This is a genomic window from Pseudoalteromonas sp. AWM4_233 (assembly GCF_056158285.1).
This window is the reverse complement of sequence record NZ_JBSWSZ010000001.1, coordinates 3,020,751-3,038,888: the sequence shown is the minus strand read 5'-3', so window position 1 is coordinate 3,038,888 and position 18,138 is coordinate 3,020,751. Positions and strand designations below refer to the sequence as shown.

The following is an 18,138-nucleotide window of genomic DNA, read 5'->3' as shown; positions in this document are numbered from 1 at the left end:
GTCTGTAGTTAAACTTAGCTAATAAAGGCGTAAAAATAAATATTTATCTGGCATTATTGTTTACAATGCCTTTATTTGGTTAGATATTATATCGAACTTATTTAGTGCTTTAAGATGAATATGTTATAAGGCATTTTAAATAAGGTGCTAGTAGTAGGTTAATTTCGAGTGAATGAGTTTAAAAGATGAGCTTTACTATTTTGGTCTGTGATGATTCAGTGGTTGCCAGAAAACAAGTGGTTCGCTGCTTGTCATCAGCGTTTGATGCAACAATCTTGCAAGCGAAAAATGGTGTAGAAGCGTTAGAGGTTTTAAATAATCACCAGGTTGATTTACTTTGCCTTGATTTAACCATGCCAGAATTAGATGGTGTAGGTGTATTACAAGCCGTGAAATCTCAAGTTATCGAAACTTTTGTTGTAGTCATATCTGCGGATATTCAACCAGAAATGAAAGCGCGAGTGGAACAACTTGGTGCAATCTCTTTTATCGAAAAGCCCGTTAAATCTGATGTTTTATTAGACGTTTTGCATACTTATGGCCTTAGGTAACTCTGTCTTTTAGGCTAGCCTTTTTACTTCCTAGTTTTCTCTATTTAGCTTATAAAAGTTATACTAAGGTCTAATTTTTCCTTTCTTTAAATCAAACTTGAGTTTTTTGCATAATAATTTCATAAAAAGACGGTTGCATGGTGTCTGATTTTCGGGCAGTCTAATAATTATGAAAACAATGAATTTAATTACGACCATTATTACAACCACCATCCTAACTGGATAGTGGCATAGGTCGTTGCGCATTAGAAAAAGGCCTGTGTTCACTACGAACACAGGCCTTTTTTCGTTTTTGGAATGAGGAAAAATTATGCGAGTTTTAAAATTTGGCGGCTCTTCGCTCGCCGACTTTGATTGTCTCAAACGGGTCAAGCAATTGATCGAGTCTCAAGCAGGCGAACAAGCTTTGGTTGTTCTTTCAGCCCCTGGAGGCATGACAGACCAACTTGTTGAGTTAGCCAAGCTTGCTGAGCAAGGTGCTGATTATAGTGCTCAGTGGCAGGCTTTGCTAAATCGCGCAGACAGTTTGAAGCGTGAAGTCGAGCAGTTAGATTCTGTTGTTGCTCATTGGCCAAGCTTTGCTGAGCTTAGTGATAAGCTAGCTGGGGTTAAATTATTAAAGCACTGCCCTGAGCAAGTTAATGCCTTTGTGATCAGTTTTGGAGAGCGAGTGAGTGTTGCACTTATGGTTGCCATGCTAGGTCATAGGGCTACATACCTAGAAGCAACGGAATGTATCGAGACTCAGGGCGGGTATCTTGATGCTGAGGTCAACTTAGTCGCGAGTGGACAGCGCTTTGCTGAAGTTTTAAAATCGCAATCAGCCGACTTTTATATTATGCCGGGGTTTACTGGGGTTAATAACCAAGGTGAACTAACAACTCTTGGTCGCAACGGCTCAGACTACTCGGCTGCAGTAGCTGCTGCTTGTTTAAAAGCCGAAGTGTGCCAGATTTGGACAGATGTTGATGGCGTTTATAATGCCGATCCGCGTTTTATTAAAAAAGCCAGCAAGGTAGATAGCTTATCTTATAAAGAGGCGATGGAGCTGTCATATTTTGGCGCTAAAGTTTTGCATCCAAAGACGATCTTACCGTGCGCGAAAGTTGGCGTGCCATGTGAAATTAAAAATACCCATAATCCTGATGTGCCAGGTTCTGTGATCTCAAATGAATGCCAGAGCGACGAAACTGTTAAAGCCATTTCATCGCTAGAGAATTTGGCGATGTTGACAGTGTCAGGCCCCGGCATGAAAGGCAAAGTTGGTATGGCTGCACGTGTTTTTAGTGCGCTTGCCAATGATAATGTTTCTATTGTTTTGATCACGCAGTCATCGTGCGAGTTCAGCATCAGTTTCTGTGTGCATGAAGAAGATTTAAATTTAGCTTTAAGTGCCCTAGAGCAAGCATTTGAACTTGAGTCGCAAGCTGGATTAATTGAGCCTGTACAAGTGCAGCGTGAACTTGCCATCGTGACTTTGGTAGGTGATAACATGAAAGCACATAAAGGACTTGCAGCTAAGTTCTTTGATTCACTGGCACAAGCACAAGTTAATATCGTGGCCATTGCTCAAGACTCTACTGAAAGTGCGATTTCTGCGGTGGTTGATGGTGCACTGTGCAATGATGCGGTAAAAGTCTGTCACGAAAATTTCTTCACTCATGTGCCTTCAATTGATGTGTTTTTATTAGGCTGTGGTTTAGTCGGTCAAGAACTGGTTAAGCAACTTGAAAAACAACAAGATTGGCTAGCAAAGCGAAATGTAAAGCTTAACCTTTATGGTGTAGCTAATTCACGCAAGCTTTTACTTGATGCAAACGGCATCGCATTTGATGCATGGCAAGCTCAGTTAGAACAACAAACATCAGGTTTCGAATTGGCTAAGGTAGAGCAGTTTGTTAGAGAAAATCACCTTATAAACCCTGTGCTGGTGGATTGTAGCTCGTCACAACAACTAGCAGATCAATACTATAACTTTTTAGATGCGGGCTTCCATGTGGTTGCTGCAAATAAAAAAGCCAATACGGGCAGTTTTTATTACTACCAGTCTTTAAAAAGTGCTGCGCAAAAACGCCAGCGCAAATTCTTATATGAAACAAACGTAGGTGCAGGTCTACCGGTGTTAGACAACTTGCAGCTACTTTTTGGTGCCGGCGACGAGTTATTGTCATTTAACGGTATCCTTTCTGGTTCACTCTCATACATGTTCGGTGTACTTGAAGATGGCTTAAGTTTGTCAGAAGCGACTGCAAAGGCGAAAGCGAATGGCTTTACAGAACCCGATCCCCGTGATGATTTATCGGGTACTGATGTTGCGCGTAAGCTTTTGATCATCGCCCGTGAGTCAGGTCTTGAATTAGAGCTGTCAGATATTGAAGTTGAAGCGGTTGTTCCTGAGTCATTTGCGCCAGGTACAAGTGTTGATGAGTTTATGGCTAAGCTACCTGAACTTGATGCGCCATTTGCTGACAAAATTCAAAGTGCCGCGAGTGAAGGCAAGGTGTTGCGCTATGTCGGCAGCATCGAAAACGGTAAATGTAAAGTGGGTATAGAAGCGGTTGATAAGCAGCATGCACTTTATGATATCCGTGATGGCGAAAATGCTTTGGCAATTTTAAGTCAATACTATCAACCACGCCCATTTGTTATTCGCGGATATGGCGCGGGCGCGGAAGTGACGTCAGCGGGTGTATTTGCAGATATATTAAAAACACAGTCGCGTTAAGGAGTTGTTATGATTAGTTTTTATGCACCCGCGTCTATCGGCAACTTTTGTGTTGGTTTTGATTCTTTAGGCGCTGCACTTGCGCCTATAAATGGTGAGCTACTGGGTGATGTGGTAAATGTTAAAGCAGCAGAGCAAGACACGTTTGTTTGCTCTGGTCCTTATGCTGATAAATTACCGGGTGAGGCCCATGAAAACTTGGCCTATCAATGCTTAGTCCATTTTCGTGAACATGTCGCACCAAGTATGCCGTCGGTCTATCTCGAGCTTGAAAAGCGATTACCAATCGGTTCGGGTCTAGGTTCGAGCGCCTGCTCTGTAGTGGCAACTTTTGCTGCTTTGAATGAGTTTGCAAAAACGAATCTTAGTCAAATCGAGCTGATTGAATTAATGGCAGATTTTGAAGCTAAGGTGAGCGGCGCTCGTCACTATGACAACATCACACCTTGTTATTTAGGCGGTTTACAATTGACCGCTGATCTTGTGCCTAACAAAGCCTTATCTGTGCCTGTTAACTCTGATTGGTACTATGTCGCGGCATACCCGGGCTTTGCGTTAAATACAGCAAAAGCACGTGCAGTACTGCCAAAGCAAAGAAGCAGCTCAGAAACTATTGAATTTGCGCAGCGTTTGTCGAGCTTTTGCCTTCTGATGCAAACTGAGCAATTCGATTTAGCGCTCTCTCTCATGAAAGATGATATGGCAGAGCCGTATCGATGCTCTTTAATAGCTGGGTTTGAACAAGCTAAAAAAGCGTTACCTGAACTTGGCGCTGAGCTGGTGAGTATTTCAGGTGCTGGTCCTACACTCTTTACGATTTGTAAAACTAAACAAGCGGCAGAGCAATGCCAGACTTGGTTAAACGAACACTATATTAATGAACACGGTTTTAGTCATATTTGTAAGCTAGACCAACAAGGCACGCGTGCCATTTCACAAGGAGAATAATCAATGCAACTTGTAAACTTAAAAGATGCCACGCAGCAAGTGTCTTTCACAACGGCAGTTAAAACAGGCCTTGGTCGTAATCAAGGGGTGTTTTTTCCAGAGCAACTGAGCAAATTAGAAAATATCGATGCTTTACTTGAAAAGCCATTTGTTGAAAGAAGTGTCGAAGTATTGAGCCACTTAATTGGTGATGAACTACCAAAAGATACGTTAGCCGAGATGGTCGCGCGTGCTTTTAATTTTCCGGCGCCGCTTAAGCAAATTGGCGATAAGCAATATTGCTTAGAATTGTTCCATGGTCCAACCTTGGCGTTTAAAGATTTTGGCGGCCGCTTTATGGCTGAATGTATTGGTTTATTTAATCAAGGTGAGCGAGTCACAATTTTAACTGCGACCAGTGGTGACACAGGTGCAGCGGTAGCACATGCCTTTTATAACAAGCCAAATGTTGATGTAGTTATACTTTACCCAGAAGGCAAGATCTCGCTCGCTCAACAAAAGCTCTTCACGACGTTAGGTGGAAATATTCATTGTTACGCCGTTGAAGGCAGCTTCGATGATTGCCAAGCATTGGTTAAGCAGGCGTTTTTAGATGATGAAATGAAAGAAAAGCTGGGTTTAAACTCCGCCAACTCTATCAATATCAGCCGTCTAGTTGCACAAGTGTGTTATTACTTTGAAGCCGTTGCGCAATTACCAACAGAGCAAAGAGGTAAAGTGCATGTTTCTGTACCAAGTGGTAATTTTGGTAATGTGTGTGCAGCTATGATAGCTGCAGCCCTGGGTTTACCTATTGCAAACTTGTCTGCAACCACCAATCAAAATGATACTGTACCTCGTTATATGGCATCAGGTGAGTGGTCGCCAAATGCCACATTAGAGTCGTTATCAAATGCAATGGATGTGAGTAAACCTAATAACTGGCCTCGCGTTGAGACTATGTTGGAACGCGGTGATTTCGATAAACATGAGTTTTATTCAAGAGGTGTCTCGGAAAGTCGCACGCAAGCGGTAATGAAAGAGATTGCTGCAGCGGGTTACGTGATGGAGCCGCATACCGCCATTGCACTTGAAGGTCTGACTTTAGATAAAGCTGAAGATGCTGTGGGGATCTGTTTGGCTACGGCGCACCCTGCTAAGTTTAAATCTTCAGTAGAAGAGGTGCTTGAGCAAGAGATTGCAATGCCTAGCGTGTTGCAAGATGCCTTAGATAAAAAGTGTTTAGCAGAGCCAATGAAGGCTGATTATATGCAATTGAAAGCGGCTGTTTTTGCTAAATTATTGTAATTATTAATCGCCAAGGGTGAGCCTTTGTAGACTTAAAAAGTTTGCCAAACTCACCCTATATAAATAACACTTATTTATTCCCTTCTTATTTATTTGTTTTTTTAATGTTTAAATAAAAAAATATCATTACATAAACACTGTGAAATAAATTCAATCCCTGTTTAAATATGCTCAAGCCGAAATTATAGGCATCGGACGCATAACTGCGTACAATACAGCTTTTACTACCCTAAACGTGTACCTAGGAGACCCCATGTTAGAACGTAACATGAACATTGCAGATTTTGATCCTGAATTAGCAAATGCGATTGCACTTGAAACGACTCGTCAAGAAGAGCACATCGAGCTTATCGCTTCTGAAAACTACTGTAGCCCACGTGTTTTAGAAGCTCAGGGTTCTCAATTAACTAACAAATATGCTGAAGGTTACCCAGGTAAGCGTTACTACGGTGGTTGTGAGCACGTTGACGTTGTTGAGCAACTGGCTATTGACCGTGCTAATGAGCTTTTCGGTTCTACATATGCAAACGTACAACCGCACGCTGGTTCACAAGCAAACGCGGCAGTATTCCAAGCGCTTCTTCAGCCACACGACACTGTATTAGGTATGAGCCTTGCGCACGGTGGTCACTTAACACACGGTTCTCACGTAAACTTCTCTGGTAAAACGTATAACGCTATCCAGTACGGTCTTAACGAAGAAACTGGTGAGATCGATTACGCACAGGTTGAAGCTTTAGCACTTGAGCACAAGCCAAAAATGATCATCGGTGGTTTCTCAGCATACTCAGGTATCGTTGACTGGGCTAAATTCCGTGAAATCGCTGACAAAGTAGGTGCTTACCTATTAGTTGATATGGCACACGTTGCAGGTCTTGTTGCTGCAGGTGTTTACCCAAGCCCAGTACCTCACGCACACGTTGTAACTACGACGACGCACAAAACACTAGCGGGTCCTCGTGGTGGTCTTATCATCTCAGCTTGTGATGACGAAGACATCTACAAGAAGCTAAACAGCGCAGTATTCCCTGGTGGTCAAGGTGGTCCTTTATGTCACGTTATCGCAGGTAAAGCGGTTGCTTTCAAAGAAGCACTACAGCCAGAGTTCAAAACTTACCAAGAGCAAGTTGTTAAGAATGCACAGGCAATGGTTGCTGTTCTTCAAGAGCGTGGTTATAAAGTTGTTTCTGGTAAAACAGACAACCACTTATTCCTACTAGACCTAATTGACAAAGACATCACAGGTAAAGATGCTGATGCGGCGCTTGGTCGTGCTAATATCACTGTGAACAAGAACTCAGTACCAAATGACCCACGTTCACCGTTTGTAACGTCTGGTCTTCGTATTGGTTCTCCTGCTATCACGCGTCGTGGCTTCAAAGAAGCTGAGTCAGCAGAGCTTGCAGGTTGGATCTGTGACGTACTAGACAACATCAACGATGAGTCAGTACAAGCAGAAGTTAAAGAGAAAGTAAAAGCTATCTGCGCTAAATTACCAGTTTACGCGTAATTTCGCTCACAAAATCAAAGAATTTTGTTATGATTAAGGCCGCATTTGCGGCCTTTTTTATATTTTTTCACAAGTGATTATCTATGCATTGTCCATTTTGCACCGCTAAAGAAACAAAAGTCATTGATTCCCGTTTAGTCGGCTCAGGCCATCAAGTCCGTCGCCGCAGAGAGTGTGTGTTATGTCATGAGCGTTTTACGACGTTTGAAGGTGCCGAATTAGTCATGCCTCGGGTAATTAAACAAGATGGTTCTCGAGAGCCGTTCAATGAAGACAAATTATTAAATGGTCTGCACCGCGCGTTAGAGAAACGTCCAGTGAGCACTGAGCAAATTGAAGAAGTCGTGCATCAAATTAAATCGCAAATTCGTGCGACGGGTGAGCGTGAAGTGGCAAGCCATATGATTGGTGAATGTATTATGGAAGCGCTGAAAAAGCTCGATAAAGTGGCCTATGTCCGCTTTGCTTCCGTATACCGCTCATTTGAAGATATTAGAGAGTTTGGCGAGGAAATCGCGAGGCTTGGAGATTGATGTTTAGCGAGCAAGATAAAGATTTTATGCAGCAGGCCATCGCGCTTGCTGCAAAAGGCCGTTTTACCACTTCACCTAACCCTAATGTGGGCTGTGTCATAGTAAAAGACGGTGATATAGTTGGTCAGGGGTATCACCAAAAAGCGGGTGAAGGTCATGCCGAAGTGCACGCATTAAAGATGGCTGGAGACAAGGCAAGAGGCGCAACCGCTTATGTTACCTTGGAGCCATGTAGCCATTATGGTAGAACCCCGCCTTGCGCAAAAGGCCTAATCGACGCTGGCGTCAGCCGCGTTGTTGCTGCCATGGTTGATCCTAACCCAGAAGTCGCAGGTCGCGGCTTGCGCATGTTAGAAGAAACTGGTATTGAAACTGCAGCAGGTTTATTTGAGCAAGCTGCAAGAGCACTGAATCCAGGTTTTCTAACTCGAATGGAAACGGGCTTACCTTATATAAGTTGTAAATTGGCTGCGAGCCTAGATGGCAAAACCGCATTAAAAAATGGTGAAAGTAAGTGGATCACCTCAAGTGCAGCCCGTCAAGATGTGCAGTTTTTACGTGCTGAGCACTGCGCTGTGTTATCGGGTGCTGATACTGTACTGTTTGATGATGCCAAATTGAATGTACGACTTTCAGCAGAGCAGCTTGAGCTTGCTGAAGGGTTGTCAGTTCGCCAACCTACTCGAGTCATTATCGATTCCCAAAACCGTTTGTCTCCAGATTTAGCATTATTTTCAATCAATAGTCCTATTATAATTTTAAGAACAAAAGCAGATACAGCACACCAGTGGCCAGAACATGTTATAGAGCTGGTGGTTGACTCTATAAATGGTAAGGTTGATATCAAAAAAGCGTTAAAGCAATTAACTGCGCATGGTATCAACAGTGTATTCGTTGAAGCAGGCGCGACGCTTGCGGGTAAGTTTCACGAATTAAATCTTATCGATAATTATATTCTTTATTTAGCACCTAAAATTATGGGTCAAGACGCGCGAGGTTTATTTAACGTGCCAGAGTTGACGCAGATGGCAGATGTACAGAGCCTACAATGGCACGATATTAAGCAAGTTGGCGATGATATTCGTTTAACAGCACGCAAAGTAGCGCAAAAAGGTTAAGTTTTATGTTTACAGGTATCATTGAAGCAACCGGTAAGTTGACTGAGTTGACACAAAATCAAGGCGACCTAACGGTTCGTGTAAGTAGCCCAAATTTAGACATGGGCGATGTACAGTTAGGCGATAGCATTGCTACAAATGGCGTGTGTTTAACGGTTGTTGAAAAATTTTCTGATGGTTTTCGTGCCGATGTTTCAAATGAGACCTTGAAATTGACGCAATTTGCTCAATATAAGCTAGGGCAAACAGTTAATTTAGAAAAAGCATTACAACCTATTTCGCGTTTAGGTGGTCATTTAGTCTCAGGTCACATTGACGGCATTGCGACAGTCGTGGCGATTTCACCTAATGCCCGCGCAACCGAATATTGGTTAGAAGCGCCCAGTGAGCTGATGAAATATATTCCGTATAAGGGCTCAGTAGCCATCGATGGTATCAGCTTAACTGTAAATGAAATTAAAGACTGTCAGTTTAAGCTGACAATTGTGCCGCATACAGCACAAGAGACAACCATTGCTGAATTTAAAGTGGGCAGTAAAATTAACTTAGAAGTGGATCAAATTGCACGTTATTTGGAACGCTTAGTACTTGGAGCTCAAGAGCCTGCACAAAGCTCTACTCTCACAATGAACTTATTGGCAAACGCAGGCTTTATTAAGTAGCGAATTAATTAAACAGGTAAATTATGAATTTGAACAGCGCACAAGAGATCATCGAAGACATTAAAGCCGGTAAAATGGTTATCTTGATGGATGATGAAGACCGAGAAAATGAAGGTGACTTAATCATCGCAGCCGAGCATATTTCAGCGGACGCCATAAACTTCATGGCAACCCACGGCCGTGGTTTAATTTGTTTAACTATGACTCAAGAGCGTTGTCAGCAAATTGATTTACCATTAATGGTGAGAAATAACGGCGCGCAATTCTCAACTAACTTCACAATGTCTATCGAGGCGGCAAAAGGCGTCACTACTGGTATTTCTGCCGCTGATCGTGCTCGTACAGTACAGGCAGCAGTGGCTAAGGGGGCAGTGCCAACAGACATCGTGCAGCCAGGTCATATTTTCCCTATTATGGCACAGCCTGGTGGAGTATTAACTCGTGCTGGTCATACAGAAGCAGGCTGTGATTTAGCGCGTTTAGCTGGTTTAGAACCCGCTTCAGTCATTGTTGAGATCTTAAACCCAGACGGTACTATGGCGCGTCGTCCTCAGTTAGAAGTGTTTGCCAAAGAGCATGGTTTAAAAATTGGCACTATCGCTGACCTAATTGAATATCGTAACTTAAACGAAACAACTATCGAAAAAGTTGCGCAGTGTAAATTGCCAACTGAGTATGGTGAGTTCGACTTAGTCACTTACAAAGACACCATTGATAACCAGCTTCATTATGCTTTACTCAAAGGTGAAGTTTCAGAAAGTGATGCAACGCTAGTTCGTGTTCACTTACAAAGCACCTTTAATGATGTCTTATTATCAGACAGAGGCGCTGATCGTAGCTGGAGCTTGCATGGTGCGATGAAGCACATCAGCGAAAATAACGGTGTGCTAGTTATTCTAGGTAAACAGGAACAAACTGAAGACATCGAGCACATGGTAAAAGCATTTGCTGCGCAAGATGCGGGCGAAACTGTGAATCAGCGTAAATTCCAAGGTACATCTCGTACCGTTGGTGTTGGCTCGCAGATTTTAGCTGATTTAGGTATTCAAAAAATGCGCCTAATGAGTATGCCGAAAAAATATCATGCACTTTCAGGTTTCCACCTAGAAGTCATTGAATACGTAGAGCCTAAATAATTGAATGAAAAAGCCCGTTGATGACAGCGGGTTTTGTTATTTGGGGTTAACCAAAACTGTGCTATTATGCGCGCCAATTTGGCAATTGCTTATTGCGTACTCGGCGCACTTTGATTGCAAAGTACGAAACATTAAGAAGATTAGGACCATCTAATGAAGATTATTGAAGGTAACAAATACGCTCCTGGCAAAAAATTTGCCATTGTTATTTCACGTTTTAATGATTTTATCGGTAGCAGCTTACTTGAAGGTGCTGTTGACGAGCTAAAGCGTGTTGGTGGTGTTAAAGAAGAAGACATCACTGTGGTATATGTACCAGGTGCCGTTGAGTTACCATTAGCAGCTAAGCGTTTAGCGATGAAAAAAGAGCATGATGCAATCATTGCATTAGGCGTTATCATCCGTGGTGGTACTCCACATTTCGACCTAGTTGCTAACGAGTCAAATAAAGGACTTGCAAGCGTTTCATTAGACTATGATATTCCGGTAGCATTTGGTGTATTAACCACGGAAAGCATTGAGCAAGCCATTGAACGTGCGGGCACTAAGATGGGCAACAAAGGCGGCGAAGCAGCCCTTGGTGCACTAGAAATGGTGAACGTGCTAGAGCAAATTTAAGAGGATCCTCAGTGAAACCAGCAGCAAGACGTAAAGCACGTATATTAGCGCTTCAAGCCGTATACTCTTGGCAATTAAGTGGCAACCCGATTGCCGATATTGAGCAACAAATGTTGATCGAGAATGATGTATCTAAAGTAGACGTAGAATACTTTAAAGATCTTGCTCGCGGTGTTGCAGTAAACGTAAAACAATTAGATGAGCTTGTTAAGCCGCATCTTTCTCGCCCGTTTGAAGACTTAGATGAAGTTGAGCGCGCAGTATTACGTTTAAGTGCATACGAACTTAAGTTCCGTGAAGATGTACCTTACAAAGTAGCAATCAATGAAGGCATTGAGCTTGCGAAAATCTTTGGTGCAGAAGACAGCCATAAGTTTGTGAACGGTGTTTTAGACAAAGCAGTTAAAGCAGTTCGCAAATAAAGGCAAACAATTTGGAGAGCCGGCTTAGGCCGGCTTTTTTATGTATGAAGGAATTTGAGTTAATCAATCGATTTTTCACCGGCCGTGGCATTACTCGACGTGATGTAGACTTAGGCATAGGTGATGATTGTGCCCTAGTTACTATCCCTGAAGGCTGCCAATTAGCGGTCACCACAGATACGCTGGTTGAAGGCGTTCATTTCTTTTCTGATATTTCTCCCAAAGCCTTAGGACACCGAATTTTAGCGGTAAACTTAAGTGATTTAGCTGCAATGGGTGCAGAGCCTGCTTGGATATCAATAGGCTTAACGCTACCTAATGTTGATGAAACCTGGCTGGAACAGTTCACTGAAGGTATGCACGATATTGCTGAGTACTATAACGTGCAACTGATTGGTGGTGACACCACACAAGGTCCATTAACGATTACCGTGTGCGCTAAAGGTATCGTGCCAAAAGGCAAAGCATTGACCCGCAGTGGCGCTAAAGTGGGGGATTGGTTATATGTGACTGGCGACCTTGGAGATGCCGCTTTGGCAATAGAAGCACGTAAACAAGGCTGGGAACTCAGTGATGAAGATCGCAGTTATGTTCAGAAACAGTTTGATTACCCCGCACCCCAAGTTGCAGCTGGTCAGGTTTTACGAGGCCTAGCGAATTCAGCCATTGATATTTCTGACGGTTTACTGGCCGATTTAAACCATATTCTGACCCACTCAGGTGTTGGAGCGACAATCCATGCAGATAAGGTACCAGTGTCAAATGCGCTTAAAAACTTGCCAGACGAAGAAGTACGTTTAATGCTGGCAATGGCCTATGGCGATGATTATCAGTTGTTGTTTACCGTGCCTGATAGTAATAGAGTAGCAGTAGAAAAGCGTTTGGCAGAATATGGGGTGACACCTACCTGTATCGGGCAAATTAACGCAAATGCTGGCGATGTATCGCTACTTTATAAAGATAAACCTTGGCCATTTCCCGCAACTGGCTTTGAACATTTTAGTTAGGAGTCAGTTTGGCTAAGCAGTACAAATTTGATATTCGTAAACCTCACCAATTCTTTGGCTTGGGTTTTGGTTTAGGACTTGCCCCATTTGCCCCGGGTACATTTGGCACTTTAGGCGCTTTACCGCTCATTTTCATTACAGCAAGTTATCCATTATGGCTGCAATGTGTTTTTGCAGTTGTGATCAGTGTATTTGGTATTTGGGTTTGCGGACAAACGGCAAAAGATGTCCAAGTTCATGATCATCCAGCAATTGTGTGGGATGAAGTAGCTGGCTTTTACATTACCATGATAGGCGCAGCATTATCTTGGAAAGCGCTTCTAGTTGGCTTTTTATTATTCCGATTTTTCGATATTGCCAAACCAGGTCCAATCAGAATGTTAGACAAAAAGCTGCATGGTGGCTTTGGGATCATGGCGGATGACATTTTAGCGGGTATTTTTTCGTTGCTTTGTGTACAAGCTTTGTTTAAAACTGGTTTCTTAGTAGCTTAATCAATAAAAGATTGTGAGTGTATGAACAAAAAAACCTTGCTAGTGTCTTGGCTGTTTATACTGATGAGTTTTTCAGTATCTGCTGCCATCAATGACTATATTGTGAAGCAATGGAATGTACAAAATGGCTTACCCTCACAATCAATTAAAAGTTTGGTGCAAGACCAGCAGGGCTATGTATGGCTTGGCACTCAATTTGGCCTCAGTCGATTTGATGGCTATCAATTTCGAAATTTTACAACACAAAACACGCAATTCTTACAAACCAATGCCATTCATAAGTTACTGTTAGATAGGCATGGTAAGTTATGGATAGGCACCAAACGCGGTCTACATCGATTAAACCCCCACACGCTTGATGTTCAGTCATTTAATATCAAAGGACCTATCCTCGATATTGTTGAGGACAAGCAAGGCGACATCTGGGTTGCAGGTAATGGCTTATTTTACATCGGCAATGACCAACAAGCACAACGTGCATTTGATTCAGCAGAAGACAATAAAAAGTTTCCTGTTAACCGCATTAATCAGATTGTAGGTAGTGTGTCTAAAATCGCCCAAGGCACCGATGGTCTTTGGTTGGTGAATGAGCGTAATCTTTTAAAAATAACCAAATCAGCTACCAATCGTAGGGACGTATTTCGTCTAGAGCTTGGCTTTCGGTTAGCGCTACCTGAACAATTAGCACAAACTATAGTGCATGATTTGGCATGGATTGAAGGGCGCTTGTATCTGGCCTCTGAACTCGGTGCTTACTTCTTAGATATAGACCAAGTGCTGAGACGTTATACCGAACTTGGCAATGGTGCTGTATATAAGTTTATGTACGACTCAGATACAGGGTTATGGGCATCTACTTCAACTCGTTTGATGTTCAGAGAGGGGATCTCTGATTGGCGTTATGTCGAACCAATTCATGCTGATCAGTCGATTTGGTTTTCAGATATGTTTAAAGACGCAGAAGGAAACATTTGGTTAGCCAGTCTGAACGAAGGGCTTTGGTTTGCGCATACAGGTAATATTGCGCGACACATGATTGATGGTAACAGTCAGCAAGGTATAACGGCAACGACCAAAGATAACCAAGGTCGAACTTGGATGGCATCAAGAAGTGGTGTCGGTTACTTGAATAATGATGACTCATTACAAGTGGTTATTGCCCCTGAAGAATTAAAAAACAGCACAGTATATGAGCTGGAATTTAGTGGTAATAGCTTGTTCATAGGCACTGAACGTGGTGCCATGATTTATGAGCAAGGGGTGCTACAGCTGTTACCGTTTCGAGAGTTACGACAAACGCCAGTATTAGCCATTACACCGTCGCAGCGAGGTGGAATGTGGATAGGTACGGGCAGTGGTATGTACCGTCTTGAGTACTCGGGTTTAACACCATTTGCTTACAATGCATTTTTAGGTAGTCAGTTTGTCACGTATATCAATGATCAGCCCAATGTGGGGTTCATAGGCACCAACAAAGGAGCCTATCAATTTAATCAAAAAGGCATTGAAAAGCTTGGTGGGCAAACGTCTCTAGAGTCCGCTTATGTTACCAGTATTCTATACATCCAAGGTGTGGCGACTTTAGTTGGCTCTTGGAATGATGGGTTATTTTATCGAACAGCAAAGGGCGATTGGTATCAGCTTGATGCCTCAAATGGCTTACCTCATGGTTCAATTTCCTCGCTCTATTATGATCAGCAACAGGCGCTTATTTGGGTCAGTACTCGAAAAGGTGTTTACCGCTTACCTGCGGCGCAATTTACACATCCAATAAACAATTTAAAAGTTGAGCAAGTTATTAGTCAATTTGACCGCCAACTCGATGGCAAAGTCGGTCGTTGCTGTTCTGGTTTCGGTGGTGATGCAGTATTAGAAAAGCAAGGTGCTATTTGGTATCCAAGCTCTCAAGGGGCAGTTGAAATTCCCAAGAATGTTGAACTATTTGGCTCTAAAGACTTATCACCAAAACTGGAAGAGGTGATCACGCAAGAGCGAGTGATAGTCGCAAGTAAATTTGCAGAGCTACTTAAACTTGATACCAGTGAACGAGATATCACGATTAACTACACCGCCATAGACTTTTATGCGCCAGCGAGTATCGAGTTTAGATATCGTTTAACTGGCAAAGAAAACACTGAATGGCGAGAAGTATTTAACCGTCGAGAAGCGATATATACGAACTTAGAGCCGGGTGTATATAACTTTGAATTACAAGTTAAGCGTAAAGGTGAAGGCTGGCAACAAGCTCGAAGCATTACACAGCGTATTGAGATCCCTAGACGTTTTGATGAAACGGTGTACTTTAGACTGTTAATTACGCTAGGGTTTGTTCTACTGTTTTATGTATTCTTTTGGATTTTTAGAGCTCAAGAGCGACGTAAGCAGCAAGCGCTTGAATCTTTAGTGGCAGAGCGCACCATGGCACTGCGTCAAGCGAACGACAAGCTTAACCAAGTGAATACTCAGATGAAACTAGTTAGCCATACAGATGAGCTCACAGGCCTCAAAAGCCGTCGTTTCTTATTCGATCAACTCCCTAAAGATGTCGAACACTACCAGCGTAACTCAAAGTCATTACAGCAACAGAATAAGCGCCTGGTATTGCTTATTATCAATGTCGATAATTTTAGTAAAGTGAATGATGCCTATGGTCCGATTGGCGGTGATAGTTGTTTACAGCAACTTGCTACTTTATTGAACACCAGAACGCAAGGCTCAGATTATGTGGCTCGTTGGAGTGGTGATGAGTTCTTATTGTTGCTTCGCGACTTTAAGCGTGACGCAATTGAAACTTATATAAAAGAGCTTTGCCGTGCAATTGCTGAATGTGACTTTCAATTGCCCAATGGTAAGGCGATTAATATGACAGTGTCTATGGGCTGGTCATTTTACCCACTGCCTCTGCTAGGTGGGCAAGTGATAAGTTGGGAGGCCTCTGTGAATTTGGCGGATGTCGCACTTCATCAAGTAAAACAACGTGGCGGTGATGGTGCTGCAACCATTACATTTGATGATCAGTTGGATGCGTTTGAATTTGAGCAAACAAGTAATGTTGAGTCACAATTACAAACCTTACAGGCAAATGGGCTTGCAGATGTGAAAATTTGGATGCGTTAGTTAGTTGTCAGTACAGGCTGGTTATTAATAACTTTAAAGCGTAAAAAAAAGGAGCCAAGGCTCCTTTTTTTAAAACTTCAGTGTTTATTACAGTATCGCTTTAATTCGCTGCTCGATTGAATCAGCACATAAGCCCATTTCTGCATGCATTTCGTCTTGTGTACCATGCTTGATAAATTCATCAGGTATACCAAATAACGACACAGGTGTATGAATACCTTGTGAGCCAAGGAACTCCATCACAGCACTGCCAGCACCACCGGCAATGGCGTTATCTTCAAGACAAACAAAGCGATCATGGGTTTTGCTCAGCTCAACAAGTAAAGCTTCATCAAGTGGCTTAACAAATCGCATATCAACGAGAGTTGCATTTAAGTTTTCAGCGGCTTGCTTAGCATTATGAAGTAGTGTGCCGAAACTTAAGATGGCCACTTTCTCACCTTCACGGATCACATTGCCTTTACCAATCTCAAATGCTTGCATCTGCGTTTGTACATCACTGTCACCGGCACTACCACGAGGGTAACGCACCGCTACAGGTTGGTTACACTGGTAACCTGTGTAAAGCATCTGACGGCATTCGTTGGTATCACTTGGTGCCATGATGATCATATTTGGAATACAGCGCATAAAGCTTAAGTCATATGCACCTTGGTGAGTTTCACCATCAGCGCCAACAATGCCTGCGCGGTCAATTGCAAACAGTACAGGTAAGTTTTGTAGCGCGACATCGTGGATCAGTTGGTCATAAGCACGCTGTAAGAAGCTTGAATAGATCGCAACCACAGGCTTAAGGCCTTCACATGCGAAACCTGCACCTAGAGTAACAGCGTGTTGCTCAGCAATGGCAACGTCAAAGTATTGCTCAGGAAACTCTTTTGAAAAACGCACCATACCAGAACCTTCACGCATAGCTGGCGTAATCGCCATAAGCTTAGGATCTTGTGTTGCCATATCACATAACCAATCACCAAATACTTTTGAAAAAGTAGGGGCGCTAGGTTTAGATTTTGGCAAGCTATGGATGCTCGGGTCGAATTTTGGTACGCCGTGGTAACCAATAGGGTCGGCTTCAGCTGGTTTGTAACCTTTACCTTTTTGCGTCTTGATGTGCAGGATCTGAGGGCCTTTCAGGTTACGCATATTTCTTAGCGTATCAACCAGCATATTGACGTCATGACCATCAATTGGACCAATGTAATTTAAACCAAGCTCTTCGAAGAAAGTGCCAGGAATAACCATACCCTTTAGATGCTCTTCCATACGGCTGGCAAGCTCTTTCACAGTCGGTACACCAGAAAGAATTTTCTTACTGCCTTCGCGAATATTAGTATAAAAGCTACCAGAAAGAATGCGTGCAAAGTGGTTGTTTAGTGCGCCTACATTTTCAGAAATAGACATCTCATTATCATTTAAGATAATCAGCATGTCGGATTTAATGTCTCCGGCGTGGTTCATGGCTTCGAACGCCATACCAGCCGTGATCGCACCATCACCTATAACTGCAACGGTTTTACGGCCTTTACCTTCTTTTTGTGCAGCGATAGACATACCTAATGCAGCTGAAATCGAGGTACTTGAATGACCTACGCTGAAAGTGTCGTATTCACTTTCTTCACGATAAGGGAAAGGGTGCAACCCATCTTTTTGACGGATCGTGTGCATAGCATCACGACGTCCCGTTAAGATTTTATGCGGGTAAGCTTGATGGCCCACATCCCAGATTAATCTATCTTCAGGTGTGTCATACACGTAATGTAAAGCCACAGTCAATTCGACGGTGCCTAAACCTGAAGCCAAGTGACCACTGCTCTGCGAAACCGAATTAAGTAAGTAATCTCTTAATTCGTCGCTCAGCTTACCCAGTTGGGGCTGTGGTAATTGACGTAATTGCGCCGGTTCATCAACCAAGGCGAGTAATGGGTACTTGCTACTGTCCAGTTTCATTCTTTCAACATGTGTCCTACGCAAACCTTGTCCGATTATATACAAAGGTTTACTTAATTTTTA

General features: G+C 42.9%; 15 protein-coding genes. 14 read left to right on the top strand and 1 reads right to left on the bottom strand.

Annotated elements, in window-relative coordinates; translation table 11 throughout:
- The first annotated feature begins 185 nt into the window (after positions 1–185).
- From ACXAC4_RS13705 to ACXAC4_RS13640, 14 genes are all read left to right on the top strand, one after another.
- Entirely contained in the window at positions 186–551 is a 366-nt protein-coding gene (locus ACXAC4_RS13705; protein WP_138480264.1) for a response regulator, read from the top strand.
- Positions 552–861: 310 nt separating this feature from the next.
- Positions 862–3,276: a bifunctional aspartate kinase/homoserine dehydrogenase I gene (gene thrA / locus ACXAC4_RS13700; protein ID WP_475162533.1), complete on the top strand. Its 2,415-nt coding sequence runs from the start codon at positions 862–864 to the stop codon at positions 3,274–3,276.
- A 9-nt stretch (positions 3,277–3,285) separates the two neighbouring features.
- Positions 3,286–4,224 carry a homoserine kinase gene (thrB, locus tag ACXAC4_RS13695; protein WP_475162530.1) on the top strand — a complete coding sequence of 313 codons (939 nt, stop codon included), beginning with the start codon at positions 3,286–3,288 and terminating at the stop codon, positions 4,222–4,224.
- A gap of 3 nt (positions 4,225–4,227) precedes the next feature.
- A complete protein-coding gene (thrC, locus tag ACXAC4_RS13690) occupies positions 4,228–5,511 on the top strand; it encodes a threonine synthase (protein ID WP_475162527.1) in 1,284 nt (427 codons plus the stop codon).
- 253 nt (positions 5,512–5,764) lie between these two features.
- Positions 5,765–7,021, top strand: coding sequence for a serine hydroxymethyltransferase (gene glyA / locus ACXAC4_RS13685; RefSeq protein ID WP_058030851.1), 1,257 nt, complete (start codon positions 5,765–5,767; stop codon positions 7,019–7,021).
- Positions 7,022–7,104: 83 nt separating this feature from the next.
- Positions 7,105–7,554, top strand: coding sequence for a transcriptional regulator NrdR (nrdR, locus tag ACXAC4_RS13680; protein ID WP_058030850.1), 450 nt, complete (start codon positions 7,105–7,107; stop codon positions 7,552–7,554).
- Positions 7,554–8,672: a bifunctional diaminohydroxyphosphoribosylaminopyrimidine deaminase/5-amino-6-(5-phosphoribosylamino)uracil reductase RibD gene (ribD, locus tag ACXAC4_RS13675; RefSeq protein WP_475162520.1), complete on the top strand. Its 1,119-nt coding sequence runs from the start codon at positions 7,554–7,556 to the stop codon at positions 8,670–8,672. The genes nrdR and ribD overlap by 1 nt, the downstream gene beginning before the upstream one ends.
- Before the next feature lie 5 nt (positions 8,673–8,677).
- A complete protein-coding gene (locus ACXAC4_RS13670) occupies positions 8,678–9,334 on the top strand; it encodes a riboflavin synthase (RefSeq protein WP_138480276.1) in 657 nt (218 codons plus the stop codon).
- 23 nt (positions 9,335–9,357) lie between these two features.
- A complete protein-coding gene (gene ribBA, locus ACXAC4_RS13665; protein ID WP_138629470.1) occupies positions 9,358–10,470 on the top strand; it encodes a bifunctional 3,4-dihydroxy-2-butanone-4-phosphate synthase/GTP cyclohydrolase II in 1,113 nt (370 codons plus the stop codon).
- Between the two features lie 153 nt (positions 10,471–10,623).
- Positions 10,624–11,088: a 6,7-dimethyl-8-ribityllumazine synthase gene (gene ribH / locus ACXAC4_RS13660; protein WP_138480280.1), complete on the top strand. Its 465-nt coding sequence runs from the start codon at positions 10,624–10,626 to the stop codon at positions 11,086–11,088.
- An 11-nt stretch (positions 11,089–11,099) separates the two neighbouring features.
- Positions 11,100–11,510 (top strand): transcription antitermination factor NusB, encoded by a 411-nt coding sequence (gene nusB, locus ACXAC4_RS13655; protein WP_058030845.1) that lies wholly within the window; start codon positions 11,100–11,102, stop codon positions 11,508–11,510.
- 44 nt (positions 11,511–11,554) lie between these two features.
- Complete coding sequence (gene thiL / locus ACXAC4_RS13650) at positions 11,555–12,517, top strand: thiamine-phosphate kinase (protein ID WP_475162502.1); 963 nt, start codon at positions 11,555–11,557, stop codon at positions 12,515–12,517.
- Positions 12,518–12,525: 8 nt separating this feature from the next.
- The gene (locus ACXAC4_RS13645; RefSeq protein WP_421963327.1) at positions 12,526–13,011 is read left to right on the top strand and encodes a phosphatidylglycerophosphatase A family protein; all 486 of its coding nucleotides are present in this window, start codon (positions 12,526–12,528) and stop codon (positions 13,009–13,011) included.
- A gap of 21 nt (positions 13,012–13,032) precedes the next feature.
- Complete coding sequence (locus ACXAC4_RS13640) at positions 13,033–16,128, top strand: ligand-binding sensor domain-containing diguanylate cyclase (RefSeq protein ID WP_475162500.1); 3,096 nt, start codon at positions 13,033–13,035, stop codon at positions 16,126–16,128.
- Between the two features lie 87 nt (positions 16,129–16,215).
- On the opposite strand, the gene dxs is transcribed toward ACXAC4_RS13640, so the two are convergent.
- Positions 16,216–18,075 (bottom strand): 1-deoxy-D-xylulose-5-phosphate synthase, encoded by a 1,860-nt coding sequence (gene dxs, locus ACXAC4_RS13635; RefSeq protein WP_475162497.1) that lies wholly within the window; start codon positions 18,073–18,075, stop codon positions 16,216–16,218.
- Positions 18,076–18,138: the final 63 nt, after the last annotated feature.

What these genes read in the sequence shown, in the direction of transcription:
- ACXAC4_RS13705 (WP_138480264.1), top strand. Translation starts at nt 186, where the DNA reads ATGAGCTTTACTATTTTGGTCTGTGATGATTCAGTGGTTGCCAGAAAA.
- thrA (WP_475162533.1), top strand. Translation starts at nt 862, where the DNA reads ATGCGAGTTTTAAAATTTGGCGGCTCTTCGCTCGCCGACTTTGATTGT.
- thrB (WP_475162530.1), top strand. Translation starts at nt 3,286, where the DNA reads ATGATTAGTTTTTATGCACCCGCGTCTATCGGCAACTTTTGTGTTGGT.
- thrC (WP_475162527.1), top strand. Translation starts at nt 4,228, where the DNA reads ATGCAACTTGTAAACTTAAAAGATGCCACGCAGCAAGTGTCTTTCACA.
- glyA (WP_058030851.1), top strand. Translation starts at nt 5,765, where the DNA reads ATGTTAGAACGTAACATGAACATTGCAGATTTTGATCCTGAATTAGCA.
- nrdR (WP_058030850.1), top strand. Translation starts at nt 7,105, where the DNA reads ATGCATTGTCCATTTTGCACCGCTAAAGAAACAAAAGTCATTGATTCC.
- ribD (WP_475162520.1), top strand. Translation starts at nt 7,554, where the DNA reads ATGTTTAGCGAGCAAGATAAAGATTTTATGCAGCAGGCCATCGCGCTT.
- ACXAC4_RS13670 (WP_138480276.1), top strand. Translation starts at nt 8,678, where the DNA reads ATGTTTACAGGTATCATTGAAGCAACCGGTAAGTTGACTGAGTTGACA.
- ribBA (WP_138629470.1), top strand. Translation starts at nt 9,358, where the DNA reads ATGAATTTGAACAGCGCACAAGAGATCATCGAAGACATTAAAGCCGGT.
- ribH (WP_138480280.1), top strand. Translation starts at nt 10,624, where the DNA reads ATGAAGATTATTGAAGGTAACAAATACGCTCCTGGCAAAAAATTTGCC.
- thiL (WP_475162502.1), top strand. Translation starts at nt 11,555, where the DNA reads ATGAAGGAATTTGAGTTAATCAATCGATTTTTCACCGGCCGTGGCATT.
- ACXAC4_RS13640 (WP_475162500.1), top strand. Translation starts at nt 13,033, where the DNA reads ATGAACAAAAAAACCTTGCTAGTGTCTTGGCTGTTTATACTGATGAGT.
- dxs (WP_475162497.1), bottom strand. Translation starts at nt 18,075, where the DNA reads ATGAAACTGGACAGTAGCAAGTACCCATTACTCGCCTTGGTTGATGAA.